General features: G+C 69.8%; 24 protein-coding genes and 1 tRNA gene. 15 read left to right on the top strand and 10 right to left on the bottom strand.

Going from position 1 to position 23,937, the window contains the following annotated elements; translation table 11 throughout:
• Nucleotides 1-30: 30 nt before the first annotated feature.
• Together ACH4U8_RS05905 and trpS are read right to left on the bottom strand one after the other, a co-directional pair.
• Entirely contained in the window at nt 31-573 is a 543-nt protein-coding gene (locus ACH4U8_RS05905) for a 2'-5' RNA ligase family protein (RefSeq protein WP_360307905.1), read from the bottom strand.
• 10 nt (nt 574-583) lie between these two features.
• Nucleotides 584-1,612, bottom strand: a complete 1,029-nt coding sequence (trpS, locus tag ACH4U8_RS05900; protein ID WP_395775909.1) for a tryptophan--tRNA ligase — start codon at nt 1,610-1,612, stop codon at nt 584-586.
• A gap of 417 nt (nt 1,613-2,029) precedes the next feature.
• Between trpS and ACH4U8_RS05895 the strand changes: the two genes are divergently transcribed.
• Both ACH4U8_RS05895 and rocD read left to right on the top strand, forming a co-directional pair.
• Nucleotides 2,030-2,854: an amidinotransferase gene (locus tag ACH4U8_RS05895; RefSeq protein ID WP_360307911.1), complete on the top strand. Its 825-nt coding sequence runs from the start codon at nt 2,030-2,032 to the stop codon at nt 2,852-2,854.
• Nucleotides 2,855-3,015: 161 nt separating this feature from the next.
• Nucleotides 3,016-4,284 (top strand): ornithine--oxo-acid transaminase, encoded by a 1,269-nt coding sequence (gene rocD, locus ACH4U8_RS05890; protein WP_360307914.1) that lies wholly within the window; start codon nt 3,016-3,018, stop codon nt 4,282-4,284.
• 217 nt (nt 4,285-4,501) lie between these two features.
• Here the strand turns inward: rocD and ACH4U8_RS05885 are convergent, their stop codons facing one another.
• On the bottom strand, nt 4,502-4,687 hold the full coding sequence (locus ACH4U8_RS05885; protein WP_360307917.1) for a DUF397 domain-containing protein: 186 nt from the start codon (nt 4,685-4,687) through the stop codon (nt 4,502-4,504).
• On the bottom strand, nt 4,687-5,544 hold the full coding sequence (locus ACH4U8_RS05880) for a helix-turn-helix domain-containing protein (protein WP_395775908.1): 858 nt from the start codon (nt 5,542-5,544) through the stop codon (nt 4,687-4,689). The genes ACH4U8_RS05885 and ACH4U8_RS05880 overlap by 1 nt, the downstream gene beginning before the upstream one ends.
• Nucleotides 5,545-5,980: 436 nt before the next feature.
• On the opposite strand from ACH4U8_RS05880, the gene ACH4U8_RS05875 reads away from it, so the two are divergent.
• Nucleotides 5,981-6,556 carry a hypothetical protein gene (locus tag ACH4U8_RS05875; RefSeq protein ID WP_395775907.1) on the top strand — a complete coding sequence of 192 codons (576 nt, stop codon included), beginning with the start codon at nt 5,981-5,983 and terminating at the stop codon, nt 6,554-6,556.
• Nucleotides 6,557-6,909: 353 nt separating this feature from the next.
• Here the strand turns inward: ACH4U8_RS05875 and ACH4U8_RS05870 are convergent, their stop codons facing one another.
• Both ACH4U8_RS05870 and ACH4U8_RS05865 read right to left on the bottom strand, forming a co-directional pair.
• On the bottom strand, nt 6,910-7,512 hold the full coding sequence (locus ACH4U8_RS05870; RefSeq protein WP_379989740.1) for a TetR family transcriptional regulator: 603 nt from the start codon (nt 7,510-7,512) through the stop codon (nt 6,910-6,912).
• Between the two features lie 58 nt (nt 7,513-7,570).
• Nucleotides 7,571-8,539: an acyl-CoA desaturase gene (locus ACH4U8_RS05865; protein WP_395775906.1), complete on the bottom strand. Its 969-nt coding sequence runs from the start codon at nt 8,537-8,539 to the stop codon at nt 7,571-7,573.
• A 334-nt stretch (nt 8,540-8,873) separates the two neighbouring features.
• On the opposite strand from ACH4U8_RS05865, the gene ACH4U8_RS05860 reads away from it, so the two are divergent.
• The 5 genes from ACH4U8_RS05860 to pth all read left to right on the top strand — a co-directional run bounded on the left by ACH4U8_RS05860 (nt 8,874) and on the right by pth (nt 13,257).
• A tRNA-Gln gene (locus ACH4U8_RS05860) sits at nt 8,874-8,946 on the top strand.
• Nucleotides 8,947-9,118: 172 nt separating this feature from the next.
• On the top strand, nt 9,119-10,657 hold the full coding sequence (gene glmU / locus ACH4U8_RS05855) for a bifunctional UDP-N-acetylglucosamine diphosphorylase/glucosamine-1-phosphate N-acetyltransferase GlmU (protein WP_360307932.1): 1,539 nt from the start codon (nt 9,119-9,121) through the stop codon (nt 10,655-10,657).
• Nucleotides 10,654-11,631 carry a ribose-phosphate diphosphokinase gene (locus ACH4U8_RS05850; RefSeq protein ID WP_360307935.1) on the top strand — a complete coding sequence of 326 codons (978 nt, stop codon included), beginning with the start codon at nt 10,654-10,656 and terminating at the stop codon, nt 11,629-11,631. The genes glmU and ACH4U8_RS05850 overlap by 4 nt, the downstream gene beginning before the upstream one ends.
• A 409-nt stretch (nt 11,632-12,040) precedes the next feature.
• Nucleotides 12,041-12,619: a 50S ribosomal protein L25/general stress protein Ctc gene (locus ACH4U8_RS05845; protein ID WP_360307938.1), complete on the top strand. Its 579-nt coding sequence runs from the start codon at nt 12,041-12,043 to the stop codon at nt 12,617-12,619.
• 41 nt (nt 12,620-12,660) lie between these two features.
• Entirely contained in the window at nt 12,661-13,257 is a 597-nt protein-coding gene (gene pth / locus ACH4U8_RS05840) for an aminoacyl-tRNA hydrolase (RefSeq protein WP_360307941.1), read from the top strand.
• A 72-nt stretch (nt 13,258-13,329) separates the two neighbouring features.
• Here pth and ACH4U8_RS05835 read toward each other — a convergent pair whose 3' ends face one another.
• Both ACH4U8_RS05835 and ACH4U8_RS05830 read right to left on the bottom strand, forming a co-directional pair.
• Entirely contained in the window at nt 13,330-13,812 is a 483-nt protein-coding gene (locus tag ACH4U8_RS05835; RefSeq protein ID WP_360307943.1) for an SUKH-3 domain-containing protein, read from the bottom strand.
• Between the two features lies 1 nt (nt 13,813).
• Nucleotides 13,814-14,329, bottom strand: a complete 516-nt coding sequence (locus ACH4U8_RS05830) for a YwqJ-related putative deaminase (RefSeq protein WP_360307946.1) — start codon at nt 14,327-14,329, stop codon at nt 13,814-13,816.
• Between the two features lie 286 nt (nt 14,330-14,615).
• Here ACH4U8_RS05830 and ACH4U8_RS05825 point away from each other — a divergent pair, with 286 nt between their 5' ends.
• From ACH4U8_RS05825 to ACH4U8_RS05795, 7 genes are all read left to right on the top strand, one after another.
• A complete protein-coding gene (locus tag ACH4U8_RS05825) occupies nt 14,616-15,674 on the top strand; it encodes a Gfo/Idh/MocA family oxidoreductase (protein WP_360307949.1) in 1,059 nt (352 codons plus the stop codon).
• Nucleotides 15,674-16,639, top strand: a complete 966-nt coding sequence (locus tag ACH4U8_RS05820) for an NAD-dependent epimerase/dehydratase family protein (RefSeq protein WP_360307952.1) — start codon at nt 15,674-15,676, stop codon at nt 16,637-16,639. Before ACH4U8_RS05825 ends, ACH4U8_RS05820 begins: the two co-directional genes overlap by 1 nt.
• Nucleotides 16,640-16,730: 91 nt before the next feature.
• Nucleotides 16,731-17,894 (top strand): DegT/DnrJ/EryC1/StrS family aminotransferase, encoded by a 1,164-nt coding sequence (locus ACH4U8_RS05815; protein ID WP_395775905.1) that lies wholly within the window; start codon nt 16,731-16,733, stop codon nt 17,892-17,894.
• The gene (locus tag ACH4U8_RS05810; RefSeq protein WP_379989737.1) at nt 17,894-18,604 is read left to right on the top strand and encodes an acetyltransferase; all 711 of its coding nucleotides are present in this window, start codon (nt 17,894-17,896) and stop codon (nt 18,602-18,604) included. Before ACH4U8_RS05815 ends, ACH4U8_RS05810 begins: the two co-directional genes overlap by 1 nt.
• Nucleotides 18,594-19,730, top strand: coding sequence for a DegT/DnrJ/EryC1/StrS family aminotransferase (locus ACH4U8_RS05805; protein WP_395775904.1), 1,137 nt, complete (start codon nt 18,594-18,596; stop codon nt 19,728-19,730). Before ACH4U8_RS05810 ends, ACH4U8_RS05805 begins: the two co-directional genes overlap by 11 nt.
• A complete protein-coding gene (locus ACH4U8_RS05800; protein ID WP_395775903.1) occupies nt 19,727-21,295 on the top strand; it encodes an MBL fold metallo-hydrolase in 1,569 nt (522 codons plus the stop codon). The genes ACH4U8_RS05805 and ACH4U8_RS05800 overlap by 4 nt, the downstream gene beginning before the upstream one ends.
• A gap of 367 nt (nt 21,296-21,662) precedes the next feature.
• Entirely contained in the window at nt 21,663-21,818 is a 156-nt protein-coding gene (locus tag ACH4U8_RS05795) for a hypothetical protein (RefSeq protein ID WP_360307967.1), read from the top strand.
• 127 nt (nt 21,819-21,945) lie between these two features.
• On the opposite strand, the gene ACH4U8_RS05790 is transcribed toward ACH4U8_RS05795, so the two are convergent.
• Both ACH4U8_RS05790 and ACH4U8_RS05785 read right to left on the bottom strand, forming a co-directional pair.
• A complete protein-coding gene (locus tag ACH4U8_RS05790; protein WP_360307970.1) occupies nt 21,946-23,202 on the bottom strand; it encodes a nucleotide sugar dehydrogenase in 1,257 nt (418 codons plus the stop codon).
• 56 nt (nt 23,203-23,258) lie between these two features.
• Nucleotides 23,259-23,888, bottom strand: a complete 630-nt coding sequence (locus ACH4U8_RS05785; RefSeq protein WP_395775902.1) for a hypothetical protein — start codon at nt 23,886-23,888, stop codon at nt 23,259-23,261.
• Nucleotides 23,889-23,937 lie beyond the last annotated feature (49 nt).

The following is a 23,937-nucleotide window of genomic DNA, read 5'->3' as shown; positions in this document are numbered from 1 at the left end:
TCTGTGACGTCCCGGGTGGCCACGGCGGCGTCACACGGGCAAGGGACCTGGCAACGACTGGCCGAACGCGAAGTCACGTTGCGGACGCCACACCCCGTCGGCGCCGTGCTCGTAGAGGCTGAAGCCCCAGATCGGGAAGACCGCGTCGTAGTCCACGAGTTCGGCGAACGCGAGGTCGAGCATATGGTCCGGCAGGTGGTGCGCGACGGTCACATGCGGGTGATACGGGAAGTGCAACTCGCGCTCCAACGGCCCCGAACGCACCGCGGCCTCGATCCGCTCACACTCCGGGATGCCACGCGCGACCTGGACGAACACCACCGGCGAGGTCGGCCGGAAGGTGCCGGTGCTGCGCAGGTGTATGTCGAACGGGGCCTCGTCGGCGGCGACCGCGCGTAGATGTTCCTCGACGTCGGCCATCGCCTCGTCGGCCACCTCGGTGGGCGGCAGGAGGGTCACGTGGGTCGGGATGGCGTTCGCGAGCGGATCCCCGAACCCGGCGCGGCGAGCCTGCAGCTCGCTGCCGTAGGGCTCGGGAATCGCGATCGACACCCCGATGGTGCGCTTCGCCATGTGCTGCGCCTCAGACTCCCGTCCGGCCGGTCACCGGGGGCAGGAAGCCGACACGGTCGTAGGTCTTGGCCAGCGTCTCGGACGCCACCGCGCGAGCCTTCTCCGCACCTCGGGCGAGCACCTTGTCCAGCTCGCTCGGGTCGTCCAGGTAGGTGCGTACGCGCTCCTGGAAGGGCTCCACGAATTCGACGAGCACCTCGGCCACCTCCTTCTTCAGGTCGCCGTAGCCCCTGCCCGCGAATCGCTCCTCCAACGCGGCGATCGAGGTGCCGGACAGCGCCGAGTGGATGGTGAGCAGGTTGGACACGCCCGGCTTCTCGGTCTCGTCGAAGCGCACCTCGGTGCCGGTGTCGGTGACCGCGCTGCGGATCTTCTTCGCGCTGACCTTGGGGTCGTCGAGCAGGTTGACGATGCCCTTGGGGGCCGAGGCCGACTTGCTCATCTTGATCGTCGGGTCCTGGAGGTCGACGATCTTGGCCGTCTCCTTGACGATGAACGGCTTGGGGATGACGTAGGTCTGGCCGTAGGTCGAGTTGAAGCGCTGCGCGACGTCGCGGGTCAGCTCCAGGTGCTGGCGCTGGTCCTCGCCGACCGGGACCGCGTCCGCCTGGTAGAGCAGGATGTCCGCGACCTGGAGCACCGGGTAGGTGAACAGGCCGACCGTGGTGCGGTCGCTGCCCTGCTTCGCGGACTTGTCCTTGAACTGGGTCATCCGCGCGGCCTCGCCGAAGCCGGTCACGCAGTTCATGATCCAGGCGAGCTGCGCGTGCTCGGGCACGTGGCTCTGGACGAACAGCGTGCAGCGCTCGGGGTCGAGGCCGACCGCGAGCAGTTGCGCGGCGGAGATCCGGGTGCGCTCGCGCAATTCCTTCGGGTCCTGGGGAACCGTGATCGCGTGCAGGTCGACCACACAGTAGAAGGCATCGTGGCTGTCCTGGAGCGGCACCCACTGACGGATCGCACCCAGGTAGTTGCCCAGGTGGAACGAATCCGCGGTGGGCTGGATTCCGGACAGAACACGGGGACGCGTCGATGCCATGACGCCATTCTCTCAGGCGCGTGAGGCGGATCCGGTCAGGGGAGCCGCACGACGTCCGCGCCGGGCGCACAACAAAGCGGGTGAGCGCCCCGGGGAACACGCAACGATCGTGCGGTGGTGCACAACGCAGGTGGCTTTACCGCTCCTTCCGGCGCAACCTAGGCTGTGGACGGCCGATACACAGGGTCGTCGACCGCACATCCACGGTGACGATCGCCTCCGGCCCCGGCCTGCCGCCATGCACGGCTACACCAACGGCACGGCACGTCGACGTGGGTCGCGGAAATCCCGTGTACCCGTGCGCTGCCGCCGTCCGCGAGAAGGGGATATCGCGTGCGCCTCACCTCGTGCTGCGGTCGATCGGGTCGCTCCGTGCTGCGGGCGGAGCGCGTATCGCCCGGAGCCGAGCGAGCGCGGATGCCTCGACAGCGGCGCCGCGGGTTCGTCGCCCCGCGGGCGGCCGAGCTGCGGCACTACGTGATGTGCCCGCCGGTGTTCTTGGATCCGGCGGTGGCCGGGTCCGCGGCGCGGACCACCGCCGCGATGGGGCAGTGGGAGCGGTTGCGCGGGACGCTGATCGCGCTGGGGCATCGGGTGAGCCTGGTGCCGGGCCGGCCGGGGCTGCCCGGCATGGTGTTCGCCGCGCGGGCCGCGACCGTGGTCGGCGGGCGGGTGTTGGGGGCGCGGCCCCGTGCGGCGGATCGCTCCGCCGAGACGCCGGTCTACCTGGAGTGGTTCGATCGGCACGGCTTCCGGGCGGGTCTGGAACCGGTGTTCGCGCACGAGGGCGAGAGCGATCTGATCCCGGCCGGACCGCGACTGTTGGCCGCGGCGGGACCGTCGACGGAGCCGGCCGCGCATGCCGAGGCGGAGGCGTTCTTCGGCCTGCCGGTGCTTGCGCTCGAACTCGCCGACCCGCGCTTCGAGCGGCTCGGCTCGGCGCTGACCGTGCTGGGCGAGCACACCGTGGCCTTCTACCCGGGGGCGTTCACGCCTCGGGCGCAGCGTCGCTTGGCCCGGGTGTTCCCGGAGCGGATCGAGGTCGACGAGGCGGACGCGCTCGCGCTCGGCCTGGACGCCGTCTCCGACGGGCGCAGCGTGCTATTGGGTGACACGACACCGGCGCTCGCGGCCCGGCTCGCGGGCCGGGGTTTTCGTACGATCGAGCTGGACATGTCGGCATTCGCGGCCCACGGTGCGGGCGTGCGCAGTTGCGTACTGGAACTGCGCGCCGGTCGTTGATCGCACGCCTTCGCGGGGTATCCCGTCCGTGCACACTCGGGTGAGTTCATCCTTCTTGCCGCTGTTGTGCGTTTTCCTGGTTTTCGTACCTTCATTTGCCCTCGTACCACGGATCCCTCCCACCACATCCCGAGCGATCTCCACCGTTGCGAAAGGACGTCATGAGCACGCAGCACTCGCCCGTCCCCTCCTCCGAGCACCAGTCCGGGATCGGCCGCCAGGCCGGCCCGGGAGTCGAGAGCACCCGACTGATCGAACAGGCCGAGGAGTTCAGCGCGCACAACTACCACCCGCTGCCGATCGTGGTGGCCCAGGCGCACGGCGCCTGGATGACCGATGTCGAGGGTCGCCGCTATCTGGACATGCTGGCCGGGTACTCCGCGCTCAACTTCGGGCACGGCAACGCGCGCCTGATCGACGCGGCCAAGCGGCAACTGGATCGGGTCACGCTGACCAGCCGGGCGTTCCACAACGACCGGTTCGCGCCGTTCTGCGAGCAGCTCGCGGAGCTGGCCGGCATGGAGATGGTGCTGGTGATGAACACCGGCGCGGAGGCGGTGGAGACCGCGGTCAAGACCGCGCGCAAGTGGGGCTACGAGGTCAAGGGTGTGCCGGACGGGCAGGCCAGGATCGTGGTCGCGGCCGGCAACTTCCACGGCCGCACCACCACGATCGTGAGCTTCTCCACGGACGAGGAGGCGCGCCGGCACTTCGGCCCGTACACCCCGGGCTTCGACGTGGTGCCCTACGGCGACGCGGCGGCGCTGCGGGCGGCGATCACCGACGACACGGTGGCGGTGCTGATCGAGCCGATCCAGGGCGAGGCCGGCGTGCTGGTCCCGCCGCCGGGCTATCTGGCGGAGGTGCGTCGGGTCACCGCGGAGCGCGGGGTGTTGTTCATCGCCGACGAGATCCAGTCCGGGCTCGGGCGCACCGGTCGCACCTTCGCGTGCGAGCACGAGGGTGTGGTGCCGGACATGTACATCCTGGGCAAGGCGCTCGGCGGCGGCATCCTGCCGATCTCGGCCGTGGTGTCCTCGCGCGCGGTGCTCGGCGTCTTCGCACCGGGCGAGCACGGCTCGACGTTCGGCGGGAATCCGCTGGCCTGCGCGGTGGGTCTGGAGGTGCTGGAGATCCTGCGTTCCGGCGAGTTCCAGCAGCGCTCCGCCGACCTCGGCGACCACCTCCACCGCGAACTCGCCGCCCTGGTGGGCCACTCGGTGGTCACCGTGCGCGGTCGCGGCCTGTGGGCGGGCGTCGACATCGACCCGGCCCACGGCACCGCGCGCGAGGTCTCCCAGGCCCTGATGGACCGAGGCGTCCTGGTCAAGGACACCCACGGCCAGACCATCCGCATCGCCCCACCCCTGGTCATCTCCAAGGACGACCTGGAGTGGTCGTTGGACCAACTGCGAGCGGTGTTGGGCTGACACACTCGCGCCTACGCGAAGACGGCCCCGGCACCGAAGGCTCCGGGGCCGTCGGCGGGTGACCCCGTGCGCGGCGGAACGGGCCCACATCGTCGGGGGTAGCCAGTGGTAGCGCCGGAGATACTATCGGTGGCGACAGTATCTCCGGCGGTAGTCTCCCGGCCGAAGGAGCCGCCGGACGTCGTTCGCCGGCGAGGGCGGCATCACACCGGGCGCGTCAGCCGCGAAGCGCGTGCGCGAAGGCCTTCCACGCTGCCGACGTGATGGTCAGGTGTCCGACGCTCGGGTCCTTCGAGTCGCGGACCGGGACGAAGCCCGGGAGATCATCGCGGACCTCGACACAGTCTCCTTGAGCCCCACTGTGCGTGCTCTTGCGCCAGGCATCGCGCGGATGGCTACTCATTACTTCAGGTCCTTAGCGATCGTGTGCATCAAATCACGCGAGGGTTCGACGTCCGCTGCCGCAGCACGTAGGAGGTCGAAGGTGCTCGAGTATGTCTTCAGATCGTCATCCCGTTCGATAAAGAGATTACTGGTCTGCTCTTCGACATACACGACGTCGAGATCGCCGGGAATCGGGAACTCCAGAATCACGAATGATCCGAGCAGGCCCGCATGTGCCCCGGACGCGAACGGCAGCACTTGCAGGGTGATGTTCGGCTGCTCGGACACGGCGAGCAAGTGCTGTAGTTGTCGCCTCATGGTGGCCGGTCCTCCGATGGCGCGCCGCAACGCCGACTCGTCGACGATCGCCCAGAGTTCCAGAGGAGTCGAGCGCGACAGTGTCGCGGCCTGACGGGCCAGGCGAACGTCCACCAAGGCGTCGACCTGGGACGGAGTGCTGACCGGCGAGAGGCTGCGCGTGACGGTGCGGGCATAGTCGGGTGTCTGGAGCAGGCCGGGGACAAGCGTCACCTGATGGCTCCGAGCCGACGTCGCTTCGGCCTCGAACGCCAGGTAATCCGCGTAACGCCTCGAAACGACGTCGCTGTACGGCGCCCACCACACGCGAAGTCTGCTGTGCCGGGCGAGTTCCGTCAGAGCCTCTTTGGTTGCGACATCCACGACTCCGTAGATGTCGAGCACCCGAGCGAGATCATGAGACTTGAGTCCGGTGCGCCCGTACTCGATGCGGCTCATCTTCGTCGGATGCCAGCCCATCCGGTCGGACGCTTCTTCGGCCGTAAGTTCTGCTGCGCATCGGAGTTTGCGCAACTCCAAGCCCAGCATACGCCGCCGCACGGTCGGGATCGCCGCCATGGTTCGCCTCCTTCTTTGCATACCGATGCGCGCCAAGTCTGGATGCCCACGAGCCTGTCAACACGCGAATCAATAAGTGCATGTCGAGATCTGAAGAGTGTGTTGCACTTTCGCCAGGATAGGAGCAGGCTACAGATAGCGACATGAATCGCACGGATGGTGAGATTTGTTGCTCTGTGGAGACAGTTTGGCCTTCGGCCGCTCTGCGCCGACTCGAATCGCGCGGCGGTTCGAGACCCGCCAGTGCGAGGGCCCTCGGAGCGCACCCGGGCGGTCGTCGGATGTGAAGGAGGAACGCGCCACCTGGGGGGCCGAATTCCGCACGACCACAAGGTGGTTGGTTTGCAAGCCGCCGCCCAACCGATGTAGGGGGCGAGCAATCGCCTTGGACAGCAGCTCGCCCCCTACGTGCCCAATGGAAAGGACAGTACCCACGATGCCAGATACCAACGAAGTGGACGTCATTTCGCCGGCCGACGCCACGACCGCCGACGCCTTCCAAAACGCCCGACTCGCCTACCTCGTACGGCAGGCCGCGCTCGTCATGCGACGCCAAGAGGCGGCCCGACCCCGCCGGGAGGTGGTCTCGCACAGCGGGGACGACCTTCGCGTCGGCACGGAGTTCTTCGAGCGTCACCGGCACGCGCTCTGCCGGGATGCCGTCTCCGAGCGGGACGGGACGTTGATGGACGTCATCGGCACGTGCATCTACCTACGCGGCCGTGACGGGCTCGAATTCGTATGCCGCATCCACGACTTGGTGATCCTCGCCCCGCCGCCGCCGATCCTGTACCGACGCGTGCGCTACGTCGGCCCGGAGGACCCCACGCACCGCCCGGACGGCGAACTCACCGAACTGTGGGCCGTCGACCAAGGCAAACTCGCCACCGTGCAACCCGCCAACGGCCACGCCTGGTTCGCCCTGCTTTCCGACCTGGAACGCACCGGCTTCACCCTCGGCCCGATCGCCGACTGGCCGAAGCCACCTTTTCCGCCGAACCGCCCCACCTGACCACACACCACTACGCACACGGCAGCGGCCACCCCGGGAGACCTCCCGAGGCGGCCGTCGTCCGTGGCGGAAGGCTTCGACCGGACCTCTTCGTCACGGATGTAGAACCACCGCAACGCCACTCATCGTCGAGGTCGTCCGGCGGCCCACCCAGGTGCCCGCCGAGGCCGCCGTTCCCTCGGGCTCCGCCGCGCCGGCATCCGTTGCGACAGGTTCTCCCGGCCCGGAGCGTGCCTGGGAAGGCCACTTGCCGTGATCAGGTGATGCTTACGACCGTCACAGTCACCGAGACGACGAAGGGGCCGCCCTCGGTGGGGCGGCCCCTCCTTGTCGGGTGTTTCGGACACCCCTTCTCACGAGCTGCGGCGGCCGACCAGCCTCGGTCTGGGTTCTATGCCGGAGAGGCCGTTCCAGGCCAGGTTGACCAGGTGGGCCGCGACGTCGGCCTTCTTCGGGCGGCGGACGTCGAGCCACCACTGGCCGGTCAGGGCGACCATGCCGACCAGCATCTGGGCGTACATCGGGGCGAGCTTCGGGTCGTAGCCGCGCGACTTGAACTCCAGGCCGAGTACGTCCTCGACCTGGGAGGCGATGTCGCTGATCAGCGATGCGAAGGTGCCGGTGGATTGGGCCACCGGCGAGTCCCGGACCAGGATCCGGAAGCCGTCGGTGTTGTGGTCGATGTAGTCGAGGAGGGCGAAGGCCGCCTGTTCGAGCAGTTCCCTGGGGTGCCCGCCGGTCAGTGCGCCGGTCACCCCGTCCAACAATGCGCTGGTCTCGCGGTCCACCACGACGGCGTACAGACCTTCCTTGCCGCCGAAGTGTTCGTAGACCACCGGCTTCGAGACACCCGCCTTGTGCGCGATCTCCTCGACACTCGTCGCGTCGTAGCCACGCTCCGCGAACAGTGTTCGACCGATGTCGATCAACTGCTCGCGACGCTCTTTCCCGGTCATGCGCACACGACCGCCGCCGCGCGGTGCACTCCGCCTGCTGCTCTCGGTCACTGGCCCATCATGCCGCGCGGCGAGCCGCGACCCGTTCCCGGTCCGGCCAACGTACGTCCCGGACCCAGCCGAGCTTCTCCATCCAGCGGATCGTCCGGGCGCTGCTGTCGAGCTGGCCGCGCAGTACGCCGTGTCGTGCGCTGGTCTGATCCGCGTGGTGCAGGTTGTGCCAGGACTCGCCCATCGAGGGGATCGCCAGCCACCACACGTTGCCCGAACGGTCCCGGGACTTGAACGGCTGGTCACCGATCGCGTGGCAGATCGAGTTGATCGACCAGGTCACGTGGTGCAGCAGTCCCACCCGGACCAGGCCGGCCCAGAAGAACGCGGTCAGCGCGCCCTGCCACGACCATGCCCACAGGCCGCCGACCAGCGCGGGAACGGCCAGCGAGACCGCGACCCACAGCGGAAACTGCCGGGAGACGCGCACCATGTCGCGGTCCTTGAGCAGGTCCGGCGCGTACTTCTCCTGCGAGGTCTGCTCGACGTCGAACAGCCATCCCATGTGCGCCCACCACAGACCCTTGGCCAGCGCGCCGACGCTGGTGCCGTAGCGCCACGGCGAGTGCGGGTCGCCGTCCTTGTCGGAGAACCTGTGGTGCTTGCGGTGGTCGGCGACCCACCGCACCAGCGGCCCCTGCACCGCCATGTTGCCCGCGATCGCGAGCATGATCCGGACCCAGCGTTTGGCCTTGAACGACCCGTGGGTGAAGTAACGATGGAACCCGATCGTGATTCCGTGGCCGGTGATGGCGTACATCACGACCGCGATCACCACGTCGTGCCAGGACAGCCCCCAACCCCATGCCGCCGGCACCGCTGCCACCAGCGCGAGGAACGGGATGCCGATGAAGAGCGCCAGGGCGATCTGCTCGGCGAAGTGCTTGCGCTCGCCGCCGAGGGTGCCGCGCGGTGCGGTGTCGGTGGCGGACTTCCGTTCGGCTTCGAGCACGCCGGCGCCGGGGGAAGGGGTCATGAGGAGTCCCTCAGGTCGGGGGCGGACAACGCTACGGCGACGTAACCTACGGAGCCGTAAGTTCTGTCAGTATGGCAGGTCATGAGCGGAAAGTGAGGTGTCTGTACCCTCTCCGATTCTTCCGGTGAATCCCACGTCGGAGAGGCTTTCCGCGCCCGCTCGACGGCATGCGCGCGGCGTCGGACCGGGCTCGCGCGGGTCCGCGGCGCGCGCTCGTGGCGATGTTCCGTCGGGCCGACGGGGGGTTATTCGCGCACGAAGAGCCGAGGGGCCGGCATAGTGGGTGCCGTGAAAACGGGACGCACCCGCCTGTCAAGCGGAATGCCCGATTCATTCCGCTATGGTGTAACTCGGCAGCACACGGGGTTTTGGTCCCCATGGTCCAGGTTCAAATCCTGGTAGCGGAGCCTTTCGGCGGCATCGCCGGCACTGGCGCGTGGAGCCTTCTCCCGACGGCGCTATCCTCGTAGGGCCCGGTTTGTTCGGCTCGGCTTCGTCGTGCCGTCATTTCGTTTCTCCGGAGTCGGCCTCCGGAGTCGTCGGGCATCCCCCGCCAGCGATGCCGAGGAGCCTTGCTCTGTGAGCCCCATCCGCCCGGCTGCCGTCGTCGTACTTGCTGCGGGTGAGGGCACCCGCATGCGTTCCAAGACCACCCCGAAGGTGTTGCACGCCCTGGCCGGTCGGGCCATGGTCGGGCATGTGGTCGAGGCCGCCAGACGGCTGGATCCCGAGGACCTGATCGTCGTCGTCGGCCATGGCCGCGACCAGGTGGCGAGCTACCTGTCCGCGCTCGACCCGGCCGCCCGGGTGGTCGTCCAGGAAGAGCAGAACGGTACCGGTCACGCCGTGCGGGTCGCCCTGGACGGGCTTGCCGCGGGCAGCCGGGAGCCGGACGGCGTGGTCCTGGTCACGTGCGGGGACACCCCGCTGCTGACCACGGAGAGCCTGGCCGCGCTGGTCGCCACCCACGAGCGCGAGGGCAACGCCGTCACCGTGCTCTCCGCGGTCGTGCCCGACCCGACCGGCTACGGCCGGATCGTCCGGGAGAACACCCCCGACGGACGCGGCGCGGTGACCGCGATCGTCGAGCACAAGGACGCCTCCGCCGCCCAGCGCGCGATCGCCGAGATCAACTCCGGCGTGTACGCGTTCGACGGCAAGCTGTTGCGCGAGGCGCTCGGCCAGATCACCCCGCACAACAGCCAGGGCGAGGAATACCTCACCGACACGCTGCACGTGCTGCGCGAGGCCGGACACCGGGTGGGCGCCGCCGCGGCCGTGGACCACCGGGAGATCCTGGGTGTCAACGACCGGGTGCAGCTCGCCGAGGCCCGGCGGGTGTTCAACAACCGCCTGATCGAGGCCGCGATGCGCGCCGGGGTCACCGTGATCGACCCGGCGACCACCTGGATCGACGTGGACGTCACGTTCGAACCGGACGCCGTGCTCCACCCCAACACCCAGCTCCACGGTGCGACCAGCGTCGCCGCCGAGGCCGTGGTGGGCCCCAACAGCACACTGCGCGACACCGTCGTCGGCGAGCGGGCCCACGTGTACAACACCACGAGCGAGGGCGCCGAGATCGGCCCCGAGGCCACCGTGGGTCCGTACACCTACCTGCGACCGGGTACCCGGCTCGCGCGCGGGGCCAAGGCCGGCGGCTTCGTGGAGATGAAGAACGCCGTGGTGGGCGAGGGTTCCAAGGTGCCGCATCTGACCTACGTCGGGGATGCGACCATCGGGGTGGGCGCCAATATCGGTGCGGCCACGATCTTCGTGAACTACGACGGCGTGAACAAGCACCACACGGTGGTCGGGGACCACGTGCGGGTGGGCAGCGACACCATGCTGATCGCCCCGATCGAGATCGGCGACGGCGCCTACACCGCCGCCGGATCGGCGATCACAGAAGATGTCCCGCCCGGTGCGATGGCGGTGGCGCGGGGGCGCCAACGCAACATCGACGGGTGGGTCGCACGCAAACGCGCGGGAACGGCCTCGGCGCAGGCCGCCGAACGCGCGCTCGCGGTCACGCAGGGCGACTCGGGTGACGTGCACACAACGGCCGGGCCGAACGACGGTTCGACCGAGGCGAATGGCAAGGAGACGGTGCTGTGAGCGGGATCAAGGTGACGCCTGAGCGCAAGCTCATGCTCTTCACGGGCAGGGCCCACCCCGAACTTGCGAAGGAGGTGGCCTCGGAGCTCGGTGCGGATCTCGTTCCCACCAAGGCCTTCGAGTTCGCCAACGGGGAGATCTACGTACGGTTCGAGGATTCCGTACGGGGTGCCGACGCGTTCGTGATCCAGAGCCACACGGCTCCGATCAACACGTGGATCATGGAACAGCTCATCATGATCGACGCGCTCAAGCGGGCCTCCGCCAAGCGCATCACGGTCATCGTGCCGTTCTACGGCTATGCCCGGCAGGACAAGAAGCACCGCGGTCGCGAGCCGATCTCGGCCCGGCTGATGGCGGACCTGTTCAAGACCGCGGGTGCCGACCGGCTGATGGCCGTGGACCTGCACACCTCGCAGATCCAGGGCTTCTTCGACGGCCCGGTGGACCACCTGTTCGCGCTGCCGCTGCTGGCCGACCACGTCGGCAAGCGGGTGGACCGCGAGCGGCTGACCGTGGTCTCCCCGGACGCCGGTCGGGTCCGGGTGGCCGACCAGTGGACGGACCGCCTGGGTGCGCCGCTGGCGATCATCCACAAGCGCCGCGACCCCAACATCGCCAACGAGGTCACCGTGCACGAGGTGGTCGGTGACGTCACCGGCCGGACCTGTGTCCTGGTCGACGACATGATCGACACCGGTGGCACGATCTGCGCCGCCGCCGACGCGCTGTACGACAACGGCGCCGCCGACGTGATCGTGGCCGCCACCCACGCCGTGTTGTCCGGCCCCGCCGTGGACCGGCTCAAGAACTCGCGGATCAGCGAGGTCATCGTGACCAACTCGCTGCCGATCGAGGAGGAGCGTCAGTTCGACAAGCTGACCATCCTGTCGATCGCCCCGATGGTGGGCCGGGCGATCCGCGAGGTCTTCGAGGACGGTTCGGTCACGAGCCTGTTCGAGGGCCACAGCTGACCCACGGCTTCGGTCACCTCGGCCCGGATGGGCCGTTGAGTTGTAACTTGCGTACGCCGCCCGGTCGTTCGGCCGGGCGGCGTACGTGTGCCCACCTGCTTTTCAAGGTATGTTGCCCCGCATGGGGAGCGCACTGTCACTCGTTCGAGTGGTGCTCGCCGCGACCCGATTTCGGGGTGACCGAGAAGAGCGGGTAGGCTAACGGGGTTGCCCGGCGAGGGATGCGCGCTACTTGCTCCGTGATCGACGCGGTAGTTGTGTGTCGTGTGCTCCTCCAAGGCTTTTGCAGGGGACCCGGTGCCACTCGGGCACCTACGAACCGGCTCCGGCGATCATCGTCCGCAGTCGGTCCGCACCATGGGGACCCCGCCCCGCCATCCGCCACCGCGTCGTTCGAGGAGTACCCGTCGTGTCCGAGGTCCGTATCGTCGCCGAGCCGCGTTCCGAGTTCGGCAAGGGTGCCGCCCGTCGCGCCCGTCGCGCGGGTAAGGTGCCGGCCGTCCTCTACGGTCACGGCTCCGCTCCGCTCCACCTTGCGCTTCCGGGCCACGAGCTCATGCTCGCGCTCAAGACCCCCAACGTGCTGTTCTCGCTGGACATCGACGGCAAGGCGCAGCTCGCCCTGCCCAAGGATGTACAGCGGCACCCGATCAAGCGTCACCTCGAGCACGTCGACCTCCTGATCGTCCAGAAGGGCGAGACGGTCACGGTCGAGGTCCCGGTCAGCACGGTCGGCGACATCGCCCCGGGCGGCCTGCTCGAGACCGTCGTCCCGGCGCTCCCCGTCGAGGCCGACGCCACCGCGCTCCCCGGCACCATCGAGATCGACGTGACCGGCCTGGAGCCGGGCGCCTCGGTGCACGCCAAGGACATCAAGCTGCCGAAGGGCACCGCGCTCGCGGGCGACCCGGACGCGGTCATCCTGCACATCCTCACCCCGTCGGCTCCGGAGCCGACCGCCGAGGAGACCGCGGCCGACGAGGCCTGATCGGTCGTTGTCGTCAAGGCGAACGCGGGGATCACAACATCATGAGTGAGTCGCAGGCCCACGCCGGCACGGAGAACAGTCCGTGGTTGGTCGTGGGCCTCGGCAATCCCGGGCCCGAGTACACCGGGAATCGCCACAACGTCGGATTCATGGTCGTCGACCTGCTCGCCGAGCGGGATCGCTCGAAGTTCAAGGCGCACAAGTCGCGCGCCCAGGTGGTGGAGACCCGGATCGGCCCGCACCGGGTGGTGCTGGCCAAGCCGATGTCGTTCATGAACCTGTCCGGTGGTCCGGTGACCGCGCTGCGCGACTTCTACAAGATCCCGGTCGCGAACATCATCGCGGTCCACGACGAGTTGGACGTCGACTTCGGCGTGCTGCGGCTCAAGCGCGGTGGCGGCGACAACGGGCACAACGGCCTGAAGTCGATCACCAAGTCGCTCGGACCCGACTACCTGCGGGTGCGGTTCGGCATCGGTCGCCCGCCCGGGCGGATGGACGTCGCCGCGTTCGTGCTCAAGGACTTCTCCGCGACCGAGCGCAAGGAACTCGCGTTCGAGGTGGACCGCGCGGCCGACGCGTGCGAGGCACTGGTGCGCGAGGGCCTGGAACGCGCGCAGAATCAATTCAACACCTGATCGTGGCGGATCGGGGCAAACGAACGAGGGCGGGCTCCCCATGGGGACCCGCCCTCGGCCGTACCCGCTCGGCTACCAGCGCCCGTCGTCGCGGATGCGCACCGGTGCCAGCCCCAGGACCAGCGTGCTGATCGCGTTGTCCATCGACGAGCCGATGAACCACTCGCCGGTGTGGTCCAGGCCGAACACCCGACCGCTCGGGTCGATCGCCAGATAGCTGCTGCCGTCGTCCTCGTCGCCCAGCGGGGCCAGCGGGGTGCCCAGCGCGCGACCCACGTCGGTGAGCGTGCGCGGCAGGTGCAGCCCGCGGGTGGGGTCGATGGTGAACGGTCGACGGAGCACGTCCTTGCCCGCGCCGGTGATGGCGAAGTGCAGCGTGCCGAATTCGGCCCAGGCCACCAGCGCCGCCGGGAACACGCTGTGCCGGTGCCCGTCGGGCGACTCGTGGTCGCTGATCTGCCGGGCCCAGGTCTCGGCCTGGGCCAGCCGGCGGCGGCCCACGGTCCAGCCGGCCCGCTTGAGCTCGTGCACCACGTCGGTGGAGAAGCGGGACACGTCAGCCGCTTTCCGTCGACGCGACGCCGAAGTGTTCGAGCATCGGCGCGCAGGATCGACACGGCGGTTGATACGTGTCGTGTCGTGGGTCGCCGTCCTCGCGGATCCGGCGCAGGGTCAGCTTGGCCCCCTTGAGCGAGCGCCGTGCCTCCTGCACGGTGAACGCCCGCCGGGCCGCCCGCTTGGTGCGCGCCGCCTCCGCCTCGAAGAGATGCTCGGACACCAGCTCGACCTCGGGGCAGCGGCCCCGCCAACGTTCGCGTGCCTCGACCGGGAGAGCCATCAGGAAGTCCCGGACCAGCGGATGCGCCGTCGGCACGGTGTCGCCCTTGGCGCCGGCCCGGGTCCGGACGCGCTTGCCGATGAACAGCGCCGCGGCCACGGCCGGGAGGATGCTCTCCCGGGTGCTCCCGGGGGCATCCCGCTCGTGCGGGTCGGGATCCACCGGTTCGAGGTCCGGATCCACTTCCGCCGTACGTTCCTTCGCCAGTGTCGTCGTCGGAGTACCCGCGGCCACGTGGCGTTCCCTTCTCGTTCATGTGCTGCTGCAATCGACGCGGTTGTGTCGACGGATCGATCATGCCGCGCCCGGATCGGTGACTGTGCGTGTAACAGCGTGCCAAACGTCTCGGCGACCCGTGCAACCGGGACTCCCGCAAAGATCTTTGCAGTTCGGACCGACCGCGGATTTCCCGGTTGACCCGCGGCGGAGCGGATCGGGCGCTAGCTTCGTTCGGGTGGGGGTGCCGTGCGGCGGCTGGGCCCGCGCGGCCGGGGGGTTGCAGGGGAGTTGACGCTTCGTCATGTCGAATTCCGGGTCTGGGCGGGCCATCGGGCTCGCCGTCATAGGGGCCGGCTATTGGGGACCCAATCTGGTGCGCAACGCGCAGGCCACACCGGCCCTGCGGGTGGAATGGCTGTGTGATCTGGACGAGGCGCGGGCGCGCACGGTGCTGGGGGAGTACAGCACGGTGCGGGTGAGCACGTCGTACCGGGAAGTGTTGGCCGATCCCGCGGTGCACGCGGTCGCGATCGCGACGCCGGCCGCGACGCACTTCGAGCTGGTCGCGGCGGCGCTGGAGGCGGGCAAGCACGTCCTGGTCGAGAAGCCGATCACGGCCGCGCACGCGGACGCGGTCAAGCTGGTCGAACTGGCGGAGCGCAACGGGCTGACGCTGATGTGCGATCACACGTTCTGCTACATGCCGGTGGTCCGACACATCCGCGAGCTGATCCACGGCGGCGAACTGGGCGACATCCGCTTCTTCGACTCGGTGCGGATCAACCTGGGCCTGGTTCAGCCGGACGTGGACGTGTTGTGGGACCTGGCGCCGCACGATCTGTCCATCCTGGACTTCATCCTGCCGCCCGGGGTGCGCCCGGTGTCGGTGACGGCGCACGGCGCGGATCCGCTGGGCACCGGCCGGGCCTGCCTGGCCTATCTGGTGTTGCGGCTGAGCAACGACGCGATCGCGCACGTGCATGTGAACTGGCTCTCGCCGACCAAGGTGCGCACCACCATCATCGGCGGCTCGCGGCGCACCGTGGTGTGGGACGACACCAATCCCGCGGCCCGACTCCAGGTGCACGACAAGGGGGTCGACCTCACCGCGGACGCCGAACTCAGCCGGGAGGCCCGGCGGGAGAAGCTGATCTCCTACCGGGTGGGCGACGTGGTCTCGCCCGCGCTGCCCGAGCGGGAGGCGCTGCGCGCGGTGATGGCCGAGTTCGCCGACGCGATCGACACCTCCCGGCCGGCGCTGACCGACGGGCGCGCGGGTCTGCGCGTCCTGGAACTGTTGGAGGCGGCCTCGCGCAGCCTGGAACTGGGCGGCGTCACCGTCGCGGTGGGAGAACTCTGATGGGTGTCGAGATAGCCGGTTCGCGCTGCGTGGTCACCGGCGGCGCGGGGACCATCGGGTCCACCATCGTCGACCGGCTGCTCGCCGCCGGGGCGGCGCACGTGGTCGTCCTGGACAACCTGACCCGAGGGCATCGGGGCAACCTGGCCCGGGCATTGGCCGACGAGCGGGTCGAGCTGGTCGACGGCGACATCCGGGACCGGCCGCTGCTGGCCCGGCTGATGCCGGGCACCGACGTGCTGTTCCACCTCGCCGCGATCCGGATCACCCAGTGCGTCGAGGAACCCCGGCTCGCGCTGGAGGTGCTCGTGGACGGCACCTACGACGTCATGGAGGCGGCGGTCGCCGCCGACGTGCGCAAGGTGGTCACCTCCTCCTCGGCGTCGGTCTACGGCCTCGCCGAGGAGTTCCCGACCACCGAGCTGCACCACCCGTACGACAACGACACGTTCTACGGTGCGGCCAAGCTGTTCAACGAGGGCCTGCTGCGCAGCTTCCGGGCGATGTACGGCCTGGACTACGTGGCGCTGCGCTACTTCAACGTCTACGGCCCGCGGATGGACGTGCACGGCTTGTACACCGAGGTGTTGATCCGCTGGATGGAGCGGATCGGCAAGGGGGAACCCCCGTTGATCTTCGGCGACGGCCTGCAGACCATGGACTTCGTGTACACCGAGGACATCGCCCGCGCCAACCTCCTTGCCGCGCAGGCCGATGCCGCCGGTGAGGTGTTCAACATCGCGTCCGGGAGCGAGACTTCGCTGCGCGGACTGGCCGAGCGGCTGTTGGTGGCGATGGGTGCGGACGGGTTGGGCATCGAGTACGGCCCGGCGCGGGCGGCCGGCGGGGTGACCCGACGGTTGGCCGATACCACCAAGGCCGCACGGGAGTTGGGCTTCACCGCCGAGGTGGACATCGACGAGGGGCTGCGCCGACTGGTGGCGTGGTGGCGGGACGCGGTCTGATCCGATCGGGGCACCGAGGGGGTTCGGTGCACCACCGGGTGCGAGGCGGACGGGCAGACATGGGCGGGCGACCGGGCTGGGGGAAGGCACGATGAGCATGGAACGAATTCCGGTGATGCGGCCCTGGATGGGCGAGGAGGAGGCCGCCGCCGCGGCGGACGCGGTGCGTTCGGGGTGGGTGGCCCAGGGACCTCGGGTGGCCGCCTTCGAGCGGGCGTTCGCGGAATACGTCGAGGTGCCCGCAGCGATCGCGGTGTCCTCGTGCACCACCGCGTTGCATCTGGCGTTGATCAACGCCGGGGTGGGGCCGGGCGACGAGGTCGTGGTGCCCTCGTTGTCCTTCGTGGCCACCGCCAACGCGGTGCGCTACGTGGGCGCGCGCCCGGTGTTCGCCGATGTCGAACTCGCCACCGGCAACCTGACCCCGCAGACGATCGAACCGGTGCTCACCGCCGCGACACGTGCGGTGGTGCTGGTCGACCAGGGCGGCATCCCGGCCGACCTGGACGCCGTGCGGGCGCTGGTGGACGCCCGCGGCATCGTGGTCGTGGAGGACGCGGCGTGCGCGGCGGGCTCGACGTACAAGGGCCGCCCGGTGGGCGCGGGCGCGATGTCCGCGACCTTCTCCTTCCATCCGCGCAAACTGCTCACCACCGGTGAGGGCGGCATGCTCACGCTCGCGCGCGAGAGCGCGGCACCGCGGCTGCGCCGGTTGCGCGAGCACGGGATGAGTGTGAGCGCGGCCGATCGGGACGCGGCGGACCGTGCGGGCGGGGCGCCGGTGGTGGAGAGCTACGACGAACTCGGCTTCAACTACCGGATGACCGACATCCAGGCGGCGGTCGGCCTGGTGCAACTGGGCCGACTGCCCGCGATGGTCGCCCGCCGTCGGGAACTGGCGGCGCGCTACCGCGAGTTGCTCGCCGATCTGCCCGGGTTGGCGACGGCGGGCGATTCGGCTCACGGGTTGTCCAACCACCAGGCGTTCTGGGTGCTGCTTCCCGAGGACTTCCCGATGTCGCGCGACGAACTGCTCGGCGAACTGGCCCGGGCCGGCGTCTCGGCGCGGCGCGGGATCATGGCCGCGCATCTGGAACCGGCCTACGCGGACGTCGAACACGTGCCGTTGCCCGCCACCGAGCGGTTGACCCGCGACTCGTTGATCCTGCCGCTGTTCCACGACCTGACCGAGGCACAGCAGGACCGGGTGGTCGCCGCGGTGCGGGCGGCGGCCGGCGTCCGGGCGGCGGTCTAGTGTCCTTTCGCGACCTGCTGTTGGTCGGCGCCGGCGGGTTCGCTCGGGAGGTCGCCGCGGCGCTCCCGGATTTCCGTGCACCGCGCGGAAGTTCGGGTTGGCGACTGCTCGGCTTCCTGGACGACGACGCGGACCGATGGCAGACCGAGGTGGACGGCTACCCGGTGCTCGGCGGCGCGGACGCGGTGCACACGTGGCCGGACGCGTTGGTGGTGGTGTGCGTCGGGAGTCCGACGAACTGGTGGAGCCGCTCGCGGGTGGTGGCCCGACTGGGCCTGCCGGACACCCGCTGGGCCACCCTCGTGCACGTGAGCGCGGTGGTGCCGCGCACGTGCGAGATCGGGCCGGGCGCGGTGCTGATGGCCCAGACGGTGTTGACCACCTCGGTCCGGGTGGGCGCGCACGCGCACACCATGCCGCAGGTGGTGCTGACCCACGACGACGACGTGGGCGAATTCGCCACGCTGGCCGCGGGAGTGCGGTTGGCGGGCGCGGTGACGGTGGGCCGGGAGGCGTACCTGGGAGCCGGTGCGCTGGTGCGCGAACGGTGCACGATCGGTGCCCGGTCGCTGGTGGGGATGGGCTCGGTCGTGACGCGGGACGTGCCGCCGGCCGAGGTGTGGGCGGGGGTGCCGGCCCGCCGACTGCGGTCGGCGCCGACCCCCGCCGTTGTCGGGATACCACGAGGGGGAGACGCGGATGAGTGCTGACCTGGATCGCATTCCGTTGGTGGACCTGGCCGCCGCGCATGCCGAGGTGGCCGGCGAGGTCGAGGCGGGCATCGCCCGGGTGTTGGCCACGTGCGCGTTCGTGGGCGGCCCCGATGTCGCGGGCTTCGAGGCCGAGTACGCGCGGTTCACCGGCGTCGCGCACTGCGTGGGGGTGGCCAACGGCACGGACGCGGTGGAACTGGCCCTGCGGACGCTGGAGGTGGGCGCGGGCGCGGGTGTGGTGATGCCCGCGAACACGTTCGTGGCGACCGCCGAGGCGGCCGTCCGGGCGGGCGCCCGGCCGGTGTTCGCGGATGTGGACGACGAGTACCTGCTGCTGGACCCGCAGCGGGCCGCCGAGGCGCTGAACGGCCCGGTCCCGGCCCGCGCGGTGGTGCCGGTACACCTGAACGGGCAACTGGCCCCGATGGCCGCGTTGCGGGCGCTGACGCAGGCGCGCGGGGTGTTCCTGGTCGAGGACGCCGCGCAGTGCCAGGGGGCGACCCAGGACGGCGTCTCGCCCGGCGGGTGGGGGCCGGACTCGATCGCGGCGACCAGCTTCTACCCGGGCAAGAACCTGGGCGCGTACGGTGACGGCGGCGCGGTGGTGACGAGCAACGAGACCTACGCGAGGGTGCTGCGCGAGATGCGCGACCACGGCTCGTCGCGCAAGTACGTGCACGCGCGCCTGGGCTTCAACTCGCGCCTGGACACCATCCAGGCCGTGGTGTTGCGCGCCAAGCTGTGTCGATTGGCCGACTGGAACGTGCGCCGGCGGGCGGCGGCGGCCCGCTACGACGCGCTGCTCGCGGGTGTCGAGGGCGTGCGGGTGCCGCGCACCGCGCCGGGCAACGAGCACGTCTGGCATCTGTACGCGGTTCGGGTGCCCGAGCGGGACAAGGTGCTCGCGCTGTTGAACGAGGCCGGTGTCGGAGCCGGCGTGCACTATCCGGTGCCGGTGCACCTGCAACCCGCGTTCGCCGAACTGGGCTATGCCCGCGGCGACTTCCCGGTGGCCGAGCGGGCCGCCGAGCAGATCCTGACGCTGCCGCTGTACCCGCAGCTCACCGCGTCGCAGCAGGAGCGCGTCGTGGAGGTGCTCGCGGGAGCGCTGAGCCGGCTGTGAGCACCGAGTCCGCCCTCGGGCCCGCCGTGAGCGTCGGGCCCGAACACGAACCGACGTGCCTGCCCGCGCCCGGCGCGATCCGCCATCTCGGCCACGCGGGCTTCGTGGTCGCGCACGCGGGGCTCTCGCTGCTGATCGACCCGTGGTTCCACCCGGCCTTCCTCGGCGCGTGGTTCCCGTTCCCGGACAACCGCGAGTTGTTGCCGGACGTGCTGGCCGGCGACCACGACCTGCTCTATCTCTCGCACCTGCACGAGGACCACTTCGACGAACGGGTGCTGGAGCGACTCGATCGCGGCATCACCGTGGTGTTGCCCAGGTATCGGTCCAGGTCGCTGGTCAAGCGGATGAGCGCGCTGGGCTTCCACGATCAGGTGGTGCTCGGCCACCGGGAGTCGTTCACACCGGCGCCGGACCTGACCCTGACCATGTTCCTGGACACCAGCCACAAGGAGGACAGCGGCCTGCTCGTCGATCTGGCCGGCTACCGCTTTCTGGACCTCAACGACTGCAACACTCCGCTGAGCGAACTCCCGGGCGACATCGACCTGTTGTCCGCCCAGTTCTCCGGCGCGATGTGGTACCCCAACGCGTACGCGTATCCGCAGGAGACCCAGCGCAAGAAGACCGCCGAGGTGCGTTCGGACCTGTTCGACACGCTGGTGCGCAAGGTACGGCTGACCGGTGCGCGGGCCTATCTGCCGTCGGCCGGTCCGCCGGTGTTCCTGGATCCGGAACTCGCCCGGTTCAACGACCGGGACGAGACGATCTTCCCGCTGTGGGACGCCTTCGCCGACGATTTCGCGGCGGCCTGTCCGCGGGTACGGGTGATCGAGACCGCGCCGGGCGACGACCTCGCCGCGCCCACCGGCCCGGTGGCGCTACTGCGCACCGAGGCGTACCTGAGCGCCTACCGCGACCGCCGCGAGGGCGAGTGGCGGGCCTGGGCGATGCGCGAGTCCGAACCGGTCTCCCCGGCCGAACTGGACGCCTACCTGGCCCGGTTGCAGAGCTGGAACAAGCGCTTCCTGGGCGACTGGCGCAAGGACGTGCGGTTGACCTCGGACGGCTCGTCCTGGTCCGTGCGGCTGGGCCGGATCGCGGGCGACATCGTGTTCGAGGAGGAACCGGTCGACCCCGCCTACACGATCGAGGTCCCGCAGCGGGTGTTGCGCGCGATCGTGGACGGCGCGGTGGGCTGGGAGGAGGCGCTGCTGTCCATGCGCCTGGGCCTGGCCCGGGATCCGGACGTGTTCGACCTGACCCTGATGAGTCTGCTGCGCTACGGCGAGCATCCGGCGCAGACCATGCAGATGGTCCGCGAACGCGAATCGGCCGCGAACGGCGAGTCGATCGAGCGGTGCGGGGTGCGGATGCAGCGCTTTTGCCCGCACGCCGGCGAGGACTTGGCGCACGCGGACATCGCGGCCGGCGTGTTGGAGTGCCCGAGGCATCACTGGAAGTGGCGTCTGGACACCGGCGAGTGCGTATCGGGCGGCACGGTGCCGCTGCGGGTCGAGCCGGTGCCGGTGGAGCGAGCCGGTCCCGATGTATCGGATGGGTGACAGTCGCCGATCGCCCAGGACGCGCGTTCGGGCCCGGGGCGGTTGACATAACGTCCTGCTCCATCTCGGCAGCCGCCCTGCTCGCCTTGTGCCCCGTCACCCCTGCGAGCGAGCCCGAGCCACTCGTTTGCCCTATTCATCAGAAAAGATAATTGATCGCGGTATTGCATCCTTTGTATGTCGGTAACGACGCGTTAGGCATTCAAAAGGAAAACGTTTTTCTCCGAAACGTCCGGGTTCCGTCACGAGCGTGTCATGACGTGCCGAGTGTCGGCCGTACGGCGGCCGCAAGTGCTGCGGTGTGGCCGTCCAAGTCATTCGTGTCCCACGGGGCGGGGGTGGCGCCTGCGATGTCTGGAGGTTGTCCATGAGCACCTGGGGATGGGTCTGCCAGGAGAACGGTTGTGCGTCGAAGTCCGACGGCGCCCGCCAGCGATACCGGTCGAAGGACGCGGCGCAGGTGGCGGCCAAGGCGCACACCAAGGCCACCGGGCACAAGACGAAGATCATCGAGTACAGGTAGCCGTCGGGTCCCGGCGGCGGACGGGCGGGACGAGCAGGGACGAACGGGACCGACCGGACCCGCATCGAAGCCGCGCCCGGTGGTCGACACCCACGACCACCGGGCGCCCGGCCGGGCCGGAACGGCCCTACAAAACCTCGATGTTGGGACCCGCGCCGAGCACCCGCCGGCAGTCGAGCACGTAGTCGGCGCCGCGCAACAGATCCAGATCGACGTCGTCGTGATCGACGAGCAGCACCACGGCGTCCGCGGCGGCCACCGTCTCCGCGGTCAACTCCACCCGCCGCAACCGGGCGTCCACGACCTGGGCGAGATCCACGTGCGGGTCCGCGGCGGTGACCTCCGCGCCCAGGTTCAGCAACAACCGGGCCACGTGCGTGGACGGCGATTCGCGGGCGTCGCCGGTGTTCTTCTTGTAGGCGAGTCCCACCAGCAACACCCGGGAGCCGTTCACCGAGCGGCGCCGGGTGTTGAACGCGGCGGTGAGCCGGCGGATCACGTAGTCCGGCATGTGGTTGTTGACGTCGTTGGCCAACTCGACGAAACGAAAGCTCTGACCGAGCGCGCGCTGCACCCGCCAGGACAGGTACGACGGGTCGATCGGCAGGCAGTGCCCGCCGACCCCCGGCCCCGGCGTGAAGCGCAGGAAGCCGAACGGCTTGGTCGAGCAGGCGTCGATCGCCTCCCACACGTCGATGCCCAGGTCGTGGGCGAACATCGCGACCTCGTTGACGAGCGCGATGTTCACGTGCCGGAAGGTGTTCTCGATCAACTTGACCAACTCGGCCTCCTTCGGCGAGGAGACCGGCACGACACGATCGATCAGCGAGCCGTAGAAGTCCTCCACGACCGCCAGCGAGGCGGCGTCCACCCCGGAGACCACCTTCGGCGTGTTGACCAGGTTCCAGGTCGGGTTGCCCGGGTCGATCCGCTCCGGGCTGTAGCCCAGGTGGAAGTCCCGGCCCGCGGTCAGGCCGGAGCCCTCCTCCAGGATCGGGCCGACCAATTCCTCGGTGGTGCCCGGATAGGTCGTCGATTCGAGCACCACACACGCGCCGGGCCGCAGATAGCGGGCCAGCGTGCGGGCGCACTCCTCGATGTAGCTCAGGTCCGGGACGCCCTCGCGCAGCGGCGTGGGCACGGTGATCACCGCGATGTCGTAGCCGCCCAGATCGCGCGGCTCGGTGGTGGCGCGGTAGCTGCCCGCGTCCAGGATCGCCCGCACGTGCGCGGACGGGATGTCCTCGACGTAGGACTCGCCCGCCGCCAGCCGCTTGACCCGCCCCTCGTCGACGTCGTAACCGACCACCTCGTGGCCCACCTGGGCGGCCCGCACGGCCAGCGGCAGCCCCACATAGCCCTGACCGGCGATGACAACACGCATCCGAGAAACCCCCTCCTCGCGCAACCGCCCACCCCCGAGCGGTTGGTGATGCAACGTCAGGCGTGGCCCGGCACGTGATCGGCACGTGGTTTGGCCACCACCCACGACGACACCAGCCCGGCCACCCGCTCGCCGCGCACCACCGCCCCCGGAAAGCGCGAAACCAACTCGCCGCGCCGGGCCGGGAACACCCGGGGCGCCGCTCCGGCGATCCGCGATCGCAGGTGATCGGGCATCAGATGCAGTGCGGGCAACGAGGTCTGCGGATCGATCGGGTGCTCCCGGGCGGCGGCGCGCAGCCAGTAGCGCTCCGCCGAGGCGTGCACGACATCGGCCAACCTTGCCCGCGCGGTCGGCAGCGCCAACCGGTCGAGCAGCCCGTCGCACACCACCAGGTCGCAACTCCCGGACCACTCCAGCGGATCCGCCGCCTCGTGGACCAACCACGAGGTCGAATCCGTGGATTCGGCCGCGGTCGCGACCACCCGTACGTGCGCGGGCCGCACCGGGGCGTGCCACCAGAACTCGGCCGAGCCGCCCAGGTCCACCACCCGCAGCCGCTCGATGTCCGGGAACGCCTCGCGAAACCACAACCATCGTCGCGCCCGCGCCCCGGCTTCCACCTGCGTACGCGCGGCGCCCGCGCGCACCGACCAGGCCCGGACCAGGCGTTGCGGCTGTGCCATCGTGCGTGATCCCCCCTGACGAGCCCGCGGCCGAGCGCCGCGGACCGCC

The organism is Embleya sp. NPDC020886 (genome assembly GCF_044333915.1).
Classification (GTDB): domain Bacteria; phylum Actinomycetota; class Actinomycetes; order Streptomycetales; family Streptomycetaceae; genus Embleya.
Note: the sequence above shows the minus strand (reverse complement) of the source record. Positions and strands in the feature narration are given on the sequence as shown.

Bases quoted from the DNA above. Each gene is read 5' to 3' on its own strand.
- ACH4U8_RS05895 (WP_360307911.1), top strand. From the start codon at position 2,030: ATGCCTCGACAGCGGCGCCGCGGGTTCGTCGCCCCGCGGGCGGCCGAG.
- trpS (WP_395775909.1), bottom strand. From the start codon at position 1,612: ATGGCATCGACGCGTCCCCGTGTTCTGTCCGGAATCCAGCCCACCGCG.
- ACH4U8_RS05825 (WP_360307949.1), top strand. From the start codon at position 14,616: ATGTCGAATTCCGGGTCTGGGCGGGCCATCGGGCTCGCCGTCATAGGG.
- ACH4U8_RS05820 (WP_360307952.1), top strand. From the start codon at position 15,674: ATGGGTGTCGAGATAGCCGGTTCGCGCTGCGTGGTCACCGGCGGCGCG.
- pth (WP_360307941.1), top strand. From the start codon at position 12,661: ATGAGTGAGTCGCAGGCCCACGCCGGCACGGAGAACAGTCCGTGGTTG.
- ACH4U8_RS05785 (WP_395775902.1), bottom strand. From the start codon at position 23,888: ATGGCACAGCCGCAACGCCTGGTCCGGGCCTGGTCGGTGCGCGCGGGC.
- ACH4U8_RS05795 (WP_360307967.1), top strand. From the start codon at position 21,663: ATGAGCACCTGGGGATGGGTCTGCCAGGAGAACGGTTGTGCGTCGAAG.
- ACH4U8_RS05790 (WP_360307970.1), bottom strand. From the start codon at position 23,202: ATGCGTGTTGTCATCGCCGGTCAGGGCTATGTGGGGCTGCCGCTGGCC.
- ACH4U8_RS05805 (WP_395775904.1), top strand. From the start codon at position 18,594: ATGAGTGCTGACCTGGATCGCATTCCGTTGGTGGACCTGGCCGCCGCG.
- rocD (WP_360307914.1), top strand. From the start codon at position 3,016: ATGAGCACGCAGCACTCGCCCGTCCCCTCCTCCGAGCACCAGTCCGGG.
- ACH4U8_RS05875 (WP_395775907.1), top strand. From the start codon at position 5,981: ATGCCAGATACCAACGAAGTGGACGTCATTTCGCCGGCCGACGCCACG.
- ACH4U8_RS05815 (WP_395775905.1), top strand. From the start codon at position 16,731: ATGAGCATGGAACGAATTCCGGTGATGCGGCCCTGGATGGGCGAGGAG.
- ACH4U8_RS05865 (WP_395775906.1), bottom strand. From the start codon at position 8,539: ATGACCCCTTCCCCCGGCGCCGGCGTGCTCGAAGCCGAACGGAAGTCC.
- ACH4U8_RS05885 (WP_360307917.1), bottom strand. From the start codon at position 4,687: ATGAGTAGCCATCCGCGCGATGCCTGGCGCAAGAGCACGCACAGTGGG.
- ACH4U8_RS05905 (WP_360307905.1), bottom strand. From the start codon at position 573: ATGGCGAAGCGCACCATCGGGGTGTCGATCGCGATTCCCGAGCCCTAC.
- ACH4U8_RS05880 (WP_395775908.1), bottom strand. From the start codon at position 5,544: ATGGCGGCGATCCCGACCGTGCGGCGGCGTATGCTGGGCTTGGAGTTG.
- ACH4U8_RS05870 (WP_379989740.1), bottom strand. From the start codon at position 7,512: ATGACCGGGAAAGAGCGTCGCGAGCAGTTGATCGACATCGGTCGAACA.